The organism is Shewanella fidelis ATCC BAA-318 (genome assembly GCF_000518605.1).
GTDB lineage: Bacteria > Pseudomonadota > Gammaproteobacteria > Enterobacterales > Shewanellaceae > Shewanella > Shewanella fidelis.
On sequence record NZ_JADX01000011.1, the window covers coordinates 36,409 to 49,171 of the forward strand.

The window sequence follows — 12,763 nt, forward strand, 5'->3', positions numbered from 1 at the left end:
AAACGCCATCTAATAGCGATAAAATCAATACTTTAGTGTATAAAAAGAGCGGTTGTGATTAAATAATCAACGGTTTAAGCAAGATACCTAAGGATGGAAATTGTGCGCATATTGATGATTGTGTCTGTATTATTTTTATTAACAGCATGCGATAGCGGCTCAACATCTATGGCATTAGGTAGCCTTGAGCGGCAGCGAATCGCCTTGACGGCAACCACCAATGAGGTCGTGGTTTCTTTGCCAGTTGCGCAAGGAAGTCAGGTAACTCAAGGTACTGTGTTAGTTCAGCTTGATGATACGCTGCAAAAAGCTAATGTGGCTAAAGCGTTAGCTGATGTGGCTCAGGCGACCGCCAATTATGAAAAGCTACTAAAAGGTGCGCGAGAAGAGGAGATTGCCGCCGCAAGAGCCAAAGTATCAGGGGCTAAAGCCACCTTGCAAGAAAGTGAGGCAAACTATCGCCGTATTGCTAGTATGGCGAAAGATAACTTGGCCAGCAAAGCGGATTTAGATCGTGCTTTAGCGACGCGAGACTCTGGTGTGGCCAACTTAGATAGTGCGCAAGAGCAGTTACGCGAATTAGTTGCGGGCTCGCGAGAAGAGGATATCCGATTTGCGCTGGCTAATTTAGATGCAACCGAAGCGGTACTTGCTGGTGAGCAGAAAAAATTAGCGGATTTAACCATTCGCGCTACCCGTGACGGTATATTAGATAACTTACCGTGGAACTTAGGCGAAAGGGTTACACAAGGTAGTCCGTTAGCTGTGGTGTTAGCCGGTAAAGCACCGTTTGCTAGAGTTTATGTGCCTGAGCCTTATCGTGTCAAAGTGAGCGTCGGGGATGCTTTGCTTGTGCATGTGGATGGCGTAGATCAACCTATCGAGGGTAAAGTTAGTTGGATTGCTAATGAACCCGCATTTTCACCTTATTATGCGCTCAACCAAGAAGAGCGTGCCCGCCTGATGTATTTAGCTGAAGTGCAATTACCCGATAGTGCAGCGCAATTGCCAAGTGGTGTGCCTGCTCAGGTTGAAATGCCATGAACCAGTCATCAAATCAGCATCAACAATCGGTCATCAAAACTAAAGGTTTATGTCGGCATTTTGGTAGCTTAAAGGCGATTGAGAATCTCGACTTTGAAGTCGGTAAAGGTCAAATTTATGGCTTTCTTGGGCCTAATGGTTGCGGTAAAACCACAGCGATTCGTATGCTGACGGGCTTACTGCTGCCAACATCGGGCGAGATAGAGATCTTAGGGCTTACTTTGCCCCGAGACGCTGAGAAATTACGCCTTAAAATCGGTTACATGACGCAAAAATTCTCCTTGTACGATGACCTTACCGTAAAAGAAAACCTCAAGTTTATCGCCAAAATCTATGGTTTATCTCGCAGCGAACAACAGTCGCGGATAGATGAGTTACTAGAGACATATGGCTTAGATCAAAAAGCGCATCAGCTTGCTGGCAGCATGAGTGGCGGACAAAAGCAGCGTTTGGGTTTAGCGGCGGCCACTATGCATAAACCAGAGTTACTGTTTTTGGACGAACCCACTTCGGCAGTTGATCCTGAGAACCGGCGTAATTTTTGGGAGAAGCTGTTCGACCTGTGCGAACAAGGCACCACTATTTTAGTGTCGACCCATTATATGGACGAAGCTGAACGCTGTCATAAGCTGGCAATTCTTGAAGCTGGCGTGAAGCGCGCTGATGGTTCTCCCGATGAACTTATGCAAAATATGGGGGCGCAAGTGGTCGAGATTGAGTCGAGTCAACTACGGCAACTTAAACAGCAGCTTATAGCACTCCCTGAAGTCATCTCTGCTGCGCAGCTTGGTTCAAGATTACGAGTGCTAGTACAAGATAGCTGTGATGATCCACTCGCCTTTCTTGTTCAGCAAACGGCGTTAGATAAATCGGCTTTAACTTTAGTGCGTCCAAGCCTTGAAGATGTATTTGTGACTTGCACTGGCAAGGGGCGGCAATGAAAACACTTTACCGGCTACAAGCGATTGTTACTAAAGAACTCACACAGCTAAAACGAGATCGAATGACGTTTGGCATGGTGATTATGATCCCGCTTATCCAGCTGATGCTGTTTGGCTTTGCCATTAACACTAACATTCGTGATATCCCTGTAGGCGTGGTCGATCAAAGTCAGACAGCGTTGAGCAGAGTGCTCATTCAAACGGTAAGAGCCACTCAAGTGGTTGAGTTTACTGAACAGTTTTATGATGTGGAGGCGGCTCAAGCTGCGATTGCTCGCGGAGAGGTGCGCGCGGTATTGGTGATCCCTCAAGATGTTAGTCAGCGCTTAGTTCGGCATAAAACCGTTGGCTTAGGTACGCCAGCATCTAGTGATGAAGAAACTAGCCGTCCGGTGGCACAGTGGATTGTTGATGGTTCCGATACCATGATTGCTGCGGCAATTAAGGGGCTTAGAGCTATGCCACTAACTGAACTCTTAGGTTTACCAGCCAATCGGATGACACCGACTTTTGAGGTGGCGCTGTTTTATAATCCGGAGCAACGCACTGCAGTGAATATTGTGCCTGGGCTGGTGGGGGTCATACTCACCATGACCATGATTATGTTCACCTCGGCAGCGATTGTGCGTGAACGAGAGCGTGGCAATTTAGAGATGCTAATTACCACGCCAATTCGCTCTATTGAGCTGATGTTGGGGAAGATTATTCCTTATATGCTAATCGGTATCGTTCAGGTAGCCATTATTTTAGGCTTGGGTTATAGCGTATTCAATGTGCCTATAAATGGCAGCTTGTTGCAGTTAGCAGCTGCAACTTTGCTGTTTATTATGGCAAGTTTAACCTTAGGGTTGGTGATCTCTACCATAGCCAAAAGTCAGCTACAGTCGATGCAAATGACAGTTTTTGTTTTATTGCCATCAATTTTGTTATCTGGCTTTATGTTCCCATACGAAGGTATGCCATTAGCGGCGCAATACATTGCTGAAGCCCTACCAGCAACTCATTTTATGCGGCTTATTCGTGGTGTGGTATTACGCGATGTAGAAATTATTGATATGACTTATGATGTGACTTGGTTGGCTATTTTCACAGTTATTGGTCTCATTGTGGCGTCGTTACGGTTTAAAAAGAACTTAGGTTGAACTGCTTGAGTTGAATTTGTATTTCTGTTTAATGATTAATTAGGGTTTATTTATTTGTTTTGGTGAATAAGTATTCGATTGAGCAATAAGGCTTAATTATTTATCAATGCTTGGTAAGATGATTTTTGTTGAATGTCACGGCGAGATTTAGATAACTGGAATTAATTAAGCTGATTGCGATTTTATTGGATATTAATCCGTGAAGATTATTTATATGGAATTAATATTAGGCTCAACGCCGCGCTAATAATCACATTAGCAGCGGCGGATTTATCAATTATAGCCAAGGATGAAACTGCTGTTTTCTTCCTCTAACTCTTCGGTGCTGGCGTGTTCTTCTACTGCTGTAGATTCTTCGTCCTCGAGCTTAGTAAGAGCAAGCTCATTGTGGTGATGATAACCAAATAAAAATTTCTCCATGGGCAAATCCTTTCATTAACTAGCGCGTATACTTAGGTATAGTTTAAATATCTAAGTTTGATAGTGAGTTTTGTTATTTATTTTATTAATTAAGCTACTTTTAACTTATTCGGAACGCTAGTTGATAATTTTTATATTGGAATACAGATGAAGTTTTTAATTGTAGTGTTTTTGAGTGTGTTATTAACCGCTTGTTCAAGTGCCCCTCCTGAGTCGAACACAGGTGTAAGTCGGCATTCTTTATCCAATGCGACACAAACAAAAAGCCAGCTATTACAAATGCATCGAGAGTGGAAGGGAGTACCTTATCGCTTAGGAGGCAATAGTAAGTCTGGTATCGATTGTTCTGCTTTTGTGCAGTTGACCTTTAAAAATCAATTTAGCCGACAGTTACCAAGAACCACCGACCAGCAGAAAAATATTGGCAAGAGCGTAAGTAAAGGTCAGTTACGCCCGGGGGATTTAGTATTCTTTAAAACGGGCTGGAGTAGCCGCCATGTGGGCATTTATATCGCTGACGGGCAGTTCTTGCATGCCTCAACGAGCCAAGGGGTGATGATCTCGAGTTTGCATAATAGTTATTGGAAGCAAAAATACTGGTTAGCGAGAAGGCTATAGTGAAAAAGCGCTCATTAATATGAGCGCAATAGCCAATAATTTATATCAATTAGTATTAGAAGCGGCGACCAACTGAAAGCAATACCTGATCCCAATTTAAGAAACCGTATTCAACAAAGATATTCCACTCATTTTTAGGGCCGAAGTCATACACCATACTTACCGACATATTGTGGCTTTCAGAGCTAACTAAGTGCACATCATAGTCAATGGCTAGGCCGCCAGGTTTATTGAATAGTGGTACATTAAAATCGTAACTACCGCTAATTTTTTGGTTAATCATTTGGTAGTTATAACCTAACAAAAACGCCAGCTTATCGCCGCCAACATCGTATCTTTGTCCCATACGGATTGAGCCAATATAGGTTTGAATCGTGCTGTCAGTGGTGGTGGTCCATGAGTTAGTGAATGCAGCCACACCAGTGAAAATAAATGGGTGCATACCCGGAATGACTTCTGCTTGGCCAGCCAATACGGCACCAACACCTAAATTGTATGCTGTGTATTCGATAGGGATTGGTAGCACCATGTTGATACCATTAGGGCCCAAGCCTTCAGCATTACTTAGATCTGCCAAAATATCTTTATGGCCTTTGGTGTAACCCGCCAAACCGTAAATATTTAAAAACGGTAATACCCAAGCATCAGCTCTTAATTGAATACTCTCATCTTCACCTGTGATGATCACATCATCAGCAGGGATAACGACGTTAGCATTGATATTGTGTAGCCAACCGCTGCCGGTTAGACCTAGATTAAAGTTATCTTTGGCATCGTACGCGACAGATTGCTTGTTGTAGTAAAGATTAAAGCCGACAGGAATAGGTAGCTCATAACCTAACTCGCGCGCTTTATCGCCCCAAATTGGCAGGTGACTCCAGTGCGCAGGTTGTTTGCGCTCAATATCAGTGGTGTCGCTACTGTCGTCTGCCCATGCGTTTAGGCTGATAGAAGCAAGTAGCATTACAATCACAAGGTGCTTGTTCATTTGGTTTTTTCTCAAAATTTAATTAAAAGGCTTCGGTGAAAGTAAGGTAAAAGCCGCTGTCGCCGTCACTAAAGCCAAGATCAACACGTACGTTCATTCTTGGTTGTAACTCATAGCGGTAACCAACGCCGTAGCTATATAAAAGTTTTTCATAAAGGTGGGTATCTGTGCCGGCAATAGAGCCGACCCCAGCCCATAGCGTCATACCGTGAGCTGATAATTCACCGTTATGGCGTAAAAAGGTGTGGCGATACTCAAGTGTGTGCTCAATCGCCTCACTGTCGCGATAACGGCCTTGATAAAGGCCACGTAGCGATGTTTGACCACCTAAGGTCGGTAGATCGTAGTAGGGCACATCGCCATCGCTCCATTGATAGGCATTGTAAAAAGCTAATACCTTGCCTAATGCTAGCGGTAAGTAATATCTATGGTCGATAAGTGCCTTTTGATAGCGGTTATCGCTGCCAAAATTTGGGTTGTAGTTGATGTACTCTAAATTAAGGAATTGACCTTCCCAAGCATTAACCGCGACATCACGACTGTCATAACTGACTGAAAAGCCTAAGCCAATAGACAAAGGTTTATCTTTGTATTGCTGGAAGTTTTCGTCATCAATGGCGCTTTGCGGCAGGCTAGTTTGATCTGGCTTAAAGTAGTTTAAGCGCAGCGCTGGGCCAAAGTAGAAACCATAGTCACTCTTAAAGTCTAAGTTTGCGTGATAGCTCAAAGAGGTTTTGTTTAACAACGTGTCGTCAGATGCCGCTTGTTGCTTACCGGCGTTGTAACCGACTCCCCAAAAGTTTTCACTTTGGTCAGCTAATACAAATAGGCCGTTGTAACGAATATCATCGTTATCAAAAAATAGATTTTGTTTTGAGCGAATGCTGTAGCCCACATCGCCGTCACCTTTGTTAACAATACCAAACAGTGACACGCTTGAGCGTTGTAACTCTGCTTGCTCGCGCTCGGTTTTAAACGAGTATAGGCCGCCAAGTGCCATCATTAATCCATTTTCGGGAGTAAACGCTGGCCCACCTAAAATATCAAACATTGGTAAGCCATTTTTAGCGATATGATTGTGCTTACCATATTCAAGATCGGTAATGGCGCTATCAAGCTCATCACAAGCTTGCTCGCTAGCGCAGTTATCTTGTTGAGCTTCTAGAGCTGCAATTGCATCATCGTATGCTTTACTGCGCTCTTTGGCTTGCTCAAGACTGTTAAAATAAGGCTGTTCGCTGGCTTTAGTGGGTAAGCTTTGCGTATTTATGGCCGCAACGCTAACGCTGCTAAAAAGCACGCTAATAAACGTTAAGCTGATGCGCCAAAAGCCTGATCTACTGTTCAATGATAGTCCCCTAGGGTGGTGTAAATTTAGCTCAATTAGAGAAGACGCAAGAGTACGGTAGAATTTGTCGAAAACAAGTGTTGTTAAAGGCGTATATATCAAAAAAAATGCGAGCTATATCGCGTTTGCAGTAAATGTCGGCAGCTTAGCTGGTATTTTGTTCAACTAGACTGGGTTGCTCAGCAAATAATCATAAAGCCCTAGCGACTGAGTTTTTAGTGCTAGCGCCACAATAATCAAATATAAATAGTTAACTTTATGCTACTTTAAAGCCAAACTATAGAGACCTCTAACGTTGACGGTAGACGCTCAATGAAGCGGTTTATCAAAGATCAGATTGAAGGAAGAGAAATGACTAAAGCAAAAATCGGCATTGTAACGGTAAGTGATAGAGCCAGCGCAGGTGTTTACGAAGATATTTCTGGTAAAGCAATTATCGATGTGCTGAACGAATACCTGACATCTGAGTGGGAACCTGTTTATGAGGTGATCCCTGATGAGCAGGACGTGATTTCAGCTACTTTGATTAAGATGGCTGATGAGCAAAACTGCAGCCTTATCGTTACCACCGGTGGTACAGGCCCAGCTAAGCGCGATGTTACCCCTGAAGCGACAGAAGCCGTATGTGATCGTATGATGCCTGGTTTTGGTGAGTTAATGCGTGCTGAGTCATTAAAGTTTGTACCAACGGCTATTTTATCACGCCAAACAGCAGGTCTACGTGGTGATTCACTTATTGTAAACTTGCCAGGTAAACCTAAATCGATCCGTGAATGCTTAGATGCAGTGTTCCCTGCTATCCCATATTGTATCGATCTAATGGATGGTCCATTTCTAGAGTGTGACGAGTCAGTCATCAAGCCATTTAGACCAAAAGCTAAGTAATCAATAGAAGTCTGCATTAAAAAAGCGTGCCTCGGCACGCTTTTTTTGTAGCCGAAATTCCCGTAATCAGCTGCAGTCATTGAGGCAAAAATAAATTGGCAATAATACCTGTGATGCTTTGTCTGAGTTCACGTTTTGTTAACAGCTGTTTTGGACGCTATTAAGTATTTGACGGCAGTTGTTACAGGCTTCGTTGCTCGCTTATTTTGACCTTATGAGCAAACAATTAAATAATTGCTGGTTATTTTTCAGTCTTTTACATCTAAATGGAAATAAAAAACCTCACCAGTTTTTCCGTAAATTACAGTGTTTATTATCGAAAACTCGCGGTTTTGCAGGTTTTTATATTTATTCACAAACTTTTATATCGCTTTTGCATTTACATCTCAAAAAATTAACAAGTTATGTTTTATTCTGGCTCAAAATTGCGCTTATGCATTGATAGAGTATTCGGAGTGGTAACATGGATTGGCTAGCTCAGTTAAGTATTAAACGAAAGCTAATGGCGGTAATGCTGGTATTTGGTTTGGCGGCGAGTGCGATCTTGGGGGATGTGATTTATAGCACCCAAGATGTAGAGCAGCGCTTTGATGAGTATGATCAGGCGGCGGTAAGTAGCCAAAAGTATCTGCTTTCGATTAACCGCGATATGAATTACGTGTCACGACTATCGCGCAGTATTATGTTAGGTGATGATTTCGCGAAAAATTACGGCTTACTCGAAACCCGTATTCAAGATATTTATGGTCATTTTGAAGGATTAGATAAGGCTATTAATGCGATCAATAGTCAGAGTGAGCGACAAAGCATCCGTCAGTTAGCGGATCTATCTCAGCAAGCAACGGAGGCATTTCTTGAAGATGGTCGTCAACGTATGTTGGCACTTAAGTCTGTCGAACGAACTCCCGAGGTGCTGCAACTTGCATGGGCAGAATACCGCAAGGGCGCAAGCCCGTTTGCTAATGAGGCTCGACGCACTTTCCGTGATTTAACCAATGCAGAAGAGGCGCTGCGTTCGCAGATCCAAACTGAAGCGATTGATGCGCTGGCTTCTATGCGAGTGCAGCTATTTGCGATCACTTTTTTGGCGTTTGCAGTTGGTGGTTTGATTCTATTCTTTGTGTCGCGCGCCATTTTGAGTTCAATTGAGAGTATGAAGCAGTCTATTGTAACGATTGAAGCTGATTCAGACTTAACCCGCAGAATTGATATCACTACTAAAGATGAGTTGGGCCAGCTTTCTCGTTCATTTAATTTAATGCTAGATAAATTTCAAAGCAGTCTTCACAGTGTGGCTGAAACCTCCTCTTCATTGGCCGAGTCATCACAAGGTATGGCGACTATTACTGCTGATGCGGCAATTTCGGTACAAACCCAACGTAATGAGTTAGAGATGGTCGCTACCGCCATGAATGAGATGACCGCAACTGTGGTTGAAGTCGCTAAAAACGCCAATGATGCTGCTGATGCAGCAGTACAAACCGATAGCCAGTCTCAAGCCGGATTGGAGGTGGTAAACAATACGGTGCAAGCAATTGAAGGCTTAGCGGTAGGTATTGAGCGCGCGTCGCAAGTGGTAAAAGATCTAGAGGATGACAGTCATCAGATTGGCTCAATTCTCGATGTGATTAAAGGGATTGCAGAACAAACTAATTTGCTAGCTTTAAACGCGGCTATTGAAGCGGCTCGGGCTGGTGAGCAAGGTCGAGGCTTTGCGGTGGTAGCTGATGAGGTGAGAACCCTGGCGAGCCGAACCCAAGAGTCCACCGAAGAGATCCAGCGTATGATTGAGAAGCTACAGGGCGGGGCTAAATCGGCTGCCAATGCGATGTCTGATAGCCGCCAATATGTAGATGATAGCGTTAATCATGCCCGCAGTGCCGGTGAGGTGTTAGAAAGTATCGCCAAAGCAATTGCTACCATTACCGATATGAACACCCAAATTGCCACAGCTGCTGAAGAGCAAAGCACGGTTTCAGAGGAGATTAATACTAATATTGTCAATATTAGTAATGCTGCTGAACAAACAGCAGAGGGAACAAATATTAGCTCTAAAGAGAGTGAAAACTTAGCGATTATGGCGCAACGCTTATCGGTGCTGGTGCAGGAGTTTAAAATCTAGCTGTCAGCTAACGTACTGTGCGTCAGGTGCTCAAAATCTGGTGCTAGTTCGCTAATCATTACTCAAGCCGCGAGCCAGTGCTCGCGGTTTTGTTATTTTTAATAGCGATTAAATACGCACTGTATCCGCTTAACAGTCCCAGACTCGGTATCACGATAAAGTGAGCAAATAAATTAGGTTCAATGTTGAAATTAAGCCAGATCAGCAGGCTCCAGCTCAAGGCTAAATAGCCTAGGCTCAATAGTCGATAGCTTCCAGTTACCTTCTTGTTTACTTGTGAATTAGTGTTTATTTTCATTGCTTTACTCCTTTTTCAGCGATGTCGATAGTCTGCAAAATTACTCATGCTGCCAATGTTGATAAGTATAAAAACTGGACAACCTCGCTTTAAGTGTCATTATTGACATAATTGAGGTGGTTAGTGACAGTTATAGCAGTTGGGGTTGAGTCAAATAGGGAGTGAGCATGAAACGGATAGTCGTGTTAGCGGCAAATAATGCTGTTGCAGGTGGGATCATCAGCTTTATGGATGTATTTAGCTTTTGTAATACCTACTGGAAAGTGACTCACCCAGATGCGGATGAAGTGCTGTTCGAGTGTGCGATTATCTCCCCCAATGGTGAGCCAATTAATAGTGATCATAACTTAGTGCTGCCAGTGATCCCCCATGTAGAAGCTGAGCATTATCTTAGCCATGCTGATGCAGTGGTTGTGGCGTCAGCAACGATCACTAATCGGCAAGAATTTAATGCCTATATGGAGGATTTTAAACCTCATCTGGATACCCTGCGCCAGTTTGCTAGCACAGATAAACCGATAGCTGCCTATTGTTCTGGGACGCTAATGCTTGCGGCATCTGGCTTGCTGGATAACAAAAAAGCCACCTGTGTTTGGTGGTTGGCAGAACTATTTAAGCGTAGCTTCCCTCAGGTAAAACTCTGTAGTGAACACTTGGTCATGAATGACGCAGGCTTTTATACCGCAGGAGCAACCAGTGCTAATTTGAGTTTGGCACTGCAACTGGTACACAAATTAGTCGGCGAGCAAATTGCCACGCAAATGGCCAAAATTTTATTGATTGACCCTAACCGCACCTCGCAGCAGGCTTTTGTCACATTAGATGCAGACCCACAACATCAGGACGAATTGGTTAAACGCATTCAAGATTGGATGCAGCACCATTTGCAAACGCGGATCCAGCTAGATGATATCGCTGATAGATTCGCGATTGGCAAACGCACCCTGATACGCCGCTTTAAAAAGGCGATTAATGAAACGCCAGCGAGTTATCTGCAGCGCCTCAGGATAGATGAAGCAAAGCGCTTGCTAGAGACTACAGAGTTAGCCGTTGAGCAAGTTGTTGAGTTGGTAGGTTATGAAGATGTGAGTTCGTTTAGAAAGTTATTCGTGCAAATAACCAGTTTGTCACCAAGAGCTTATCGACAGAAATTTAATACTCATGACTGCTGCTAACATCCGATTAGCACTATGAGTATCATTTTCCGTGTCGGTTTAAAGCGCGTTAATTTGCGACTTTAATTCATAGCTATTATCGGTAACGATTTTCTCAAGTACCTGAACCCGTTGTTCTAGGTGTTTGTTCTGTTTACGCAGTAATTCCAGTTCATTGTTGGTGATCTCTGAGCTGGTGATTTTGCGTGATTTTAAATAGTGCTTAAACGCCTCTCCGGCAGTAGCTATCGCGACTATCGCCACAACAAGTACAATCATCGAAATATCCATAGTTTGCTCCTTAGTTTAATTGGCTAACCATGCGGGGTAGCGCGATTAGCATATTTATCGACGACCTTGCCTGTTGTCGCCCATAACATGACCCCACCCCAAGCTATGAGTGAAAACCCAGCAGGGATACAGGCGAGTAAAATCAGTTTGAAGTGTTTACGGTTAAACACTAAGGCAAGCATAGCCGGAAGAAACCACAGAACTACAACAACGAGTCCTAATAGCAGCATAAAGCCTGTGTTATCACTGGTTAAAATCTTATCAATAAATTCCATATTAATTTTCCTCAATCCTTCAAGTGTTTATACCAATTAGTATTAGGTTTGATTAGCTTAACGGCATGGCTATGTCGTTAAGCTAAACCGGTTTTGCTAGTTACAAACCAAAGACGATTTTCTCGCTCTTAAGTGATTTTTGCATGCCAATAGCAAGACCTATGGCAATGGCTAAGGTGAATGCTGATGACACTGCGATTTGAGTAAGAGGTAACTCGCGCCCTTTAATAAACTCTATCAACGCCTGCATTTGTCCTGAAATCGGTAACCATTGGATAGCTTCAGGCGCAATGTTATAACTGGCTGCCATAGCGAGCATCATAGGCAGTATTAATACGATAGTGATGTACGACTGCGCCTCTTTAAAGCTCTTAGCCATAAATGATACGAATAGTTGTAAGCAGGCAGCCATCAGCGCTACAGGTAAACCCACTAGTAGCATCATTACAATAAAGCTGGTATTCACGCTTACGGCAAAGCCTAGCTCTTGCCAAGGTACAAAGCTGTAGGCCACTTTAGAGATAAGCAAGGTGAGGATTAAGCCGACCATAGCGAAAATGGTTACCGCAGTGATTTTGGCGATCACAATTTCCCAAGTTGATACCGGGTGACTTAATAACAGTGCGAGGGAGTTACGCTCACGTTCGCCAGCGCTGGTATCGATAGCTAGATTCATGCCCGAGATAAACACTGCATAAATCATAGTCATGGTAGCTAAACCTAAAATCATTCCAGCTTTAGAGTCGGGAGTGGCTTCATCTTTTACATTGACTTTAATTGGCTGCATGATGCGTGGATCAATGCCGCGAGCAATAAGACGTAAACTGCCCATTTCACCGCTGTATTCTTGCAAGCTACGCTCAAGACGACGAATTGAGTTTTGTAATTTCTCATTAGACGCATCAGCGATTAATATCACCTCTGCGCTCAGTCCTTTTGCCATGTTAGCGGCATAATCATCACTGATAATGAGTTTTATCTCTTTGGTGTCTTCCGCTTCACCATGCTTAATACCACGGCTAGACAGAAACTTAACCAGATCTGGCGCGCCTTTAGCGTTATCAATTTTGATATTGAGATCTTCAGGGCTGGTAAGTTGCCCTATCAGCAAGAAGAACATGGCGCACATGAGTAGCGGAGTACCCACTGCATAGTAAAGACCTGCCATTACCGAGCGTTTGTCACGAGCGGCGTCGATCAGCTCTTTGCGGATCATTGCAATTATTTTATTACTCAT

13 protein-coding genes are annotated in these 12,763 nt (G+C 43.5%); 7 read left to right on the forward strand and 6 right to left on the reverse strand.

Annotated features, from left to right (window positions below):
- The first annotated feature begins 93 nt into the window (after window positions 1-93).
- The 3 genes from L884_RS0106105 to L884_RS0106115 are packed head-to-tail and all read left to right on the forward strand — an operon-like array spanning window position 94 to window position 3,127.
- On the forward strand, window positions 94-1,044 hold the full coding sequence (locus L884_RS0106105; protein ID WP_028766657.1) for an HlyD family secretion protein: 951 nt from the start codon (window positions 94-96) through the stop codon (window positions 1,042-1,044).
- Entirely contained in the window at window positions 1,041-1,985 is a 945-nt protein-coding gene (locus L884_RS0106110) for an ABC transporter ATP-binding protein (RefSeq protein ID WP_037410502.1), read from the forward strand. Before L884_RS0106105 ends, L884_RS0106110 begins: the two co-directional genes overlap by 4 nt.
- Complete coding sequence (locus tag L884_RS0106115; protein ID WP_028766659.1) at window positions 1,982-3,127, forward strand: ABC transporter permease; 1,146 nt, start codon at window positions 1,982-1,984, stop codon at window positions 3,125-3,127. Before L884_RS0106110 ends, L884_RS0106115 begins: the two co-directional genes overlap by 4 nt.
- A 273-nt stretch (window positions 3,128-3,400) precedes the next feature.
- Here the strand turns inward: L884_RS0106115 and L884_RS23010 are convergent, their stop codons facing one another.
- Window positions 3,401-3,547 (reverse strand): hypothetical protein, encoded by a 147-nt coding sequence (locus L884_RS23010; RefSeq protein WP_156925662.1) that lies wholly within the window; start codon window positions 3,545-3,547, stop codon window positions 3,401-3,403.
- A gap of 147 nt (window positions 3,548-3,694) precedes the next feature.
- On the opposite strand from L884_RS23010, the gene L884_RS0106125 reads away from it, so the two are divergent.
- Window positions 3,695-4,165, forward strand: coding sequence for an NlpC/P60 family protein (locus L884_RS0106125; protein WP_028766660.1), 471 nt, complete (start codon window positions 3,695-3,697; stop codon window positions 4,163-4,165).
- 55 nt (window positions 4,166-4,220) lie between these two features.
- Here L884_RS0106125 and L884_RS0106130 read toward each other — a convergent pair whose 3' ends face one another.
- Window positions 4,221-5,153 carry a hypothetical protein gene (locus tag L884_RS0106130; protein WP_028766661.1) on the reverse strand — a complete coding sequence of 311 codons (933 nt, stop codon included), beginning with the start codon at window positions 5,151-5,153 and terminating at the stop codon, window positions 4,221-4,223.
- Between the two features lie 22 nt (window positions 5,154-5,175).
- Window positions 5,176-6,501, reverse strand: a complete 1,326-nt coding sequence (locus tag L884_RS0106135; protein ID WP_342665499.1) for a BamA/TamA family outer membrane protein — start codon at window positions 6,499-6,501, stop codon at window positions 5,176-5,178.
- Window positions 6,502-6,852: 351 nt separating this feature from the next.
- Between L884_RS0106135 and mog the strand changes: the two genes are divergently transcribed.
- The 3 genes from mog to L884_RS0106155 all read left to right on the forward strand — a co-directional run bounded on the left by mog (window position 6,853) and on the right by L884_RS0106155 (window position 10,981).
- Window positions 6,853-7,386, forward strand: a complete 534-nt coding sequence (mog, locus tag L884_RS0106140) for a molybdopterin adenylyltransferase (RefSeq protein ID WP_028766663.1) — start codon at window positions 6,853-6,855, stop codon at window positions 7,384-7,386.
- Between the two features lie 463 nt (window positions 7,387-7,849).
- On the forward strand, window positions 7,850-9,508 hold the full coding sequence (locus L884_RS0106145) for a methyl-accepting chemotaxis protein (protein ID WP_028766664.1): 1,659 nt from the start codon (window positions 7,850-7,852) through the stop codon (window positions 9,506-9,508).
- Between the two features lie 465 nt (window positions 9,509-9,973).
- The gene (locus tag L884_RS0106155) at window positions 9,974-10,981 is read left to right on the forward strand and encodes a GlxA family transcriptional regulator (RefSeq protein WP_028766666.1); all 1,008 of its coding nucleotides are present in this window, start codon (window positions 9,974-9,976) and stop codon (window positions 10,979-10,981) included.
- A 39-nt stretch (window positions 10,982-11,020) separates the two neighbouring features.
- Here the strand turns inward: L884_RS0106155 and L884_RS0106160 are convergent, their stop codons facing one another.
- The 3 genes from L884_RS0106160 to L884_RS0106170 all read right to left on the reverse strand — a co-directional run bounded on the left by L884_RS0106160 (window position 11,021) and on the right by L884_RS0106170 (window position 12,763).
- Window positions 11,021-11,251: a hypothetical protein gene (locus L884_RS0106160; protein ID WP_028766667.1), complete on the reverse strand. Its 231-nt coding sequence runs from the start codon at window positions 11,249-11,251 to the stop codon at window positions 11,021-11,023.
- Between the two features lie 23 nt (window positions 11,252-11,274).
- A complete protein-coding gene (locus L884_RS0106165; protein ID WP_028766668.1) occupies window positions 11,275-11,526 on the reverse strand; it encodes a superinfection immunity protein in 252 nt (83 codons plus the stop codon).
- Between the two features lie 100 nt (window positions 11,527-11,626).
- Window positions 11,627-12,763, reverse strand: coding sequence for an ABC transporter permease (locus tag L884_RS0106170; protein ID WP_028766669.1), 1,137 nt, complete (start codon window positions 12,761-12,763; stop codon window positions 11,627-11,629).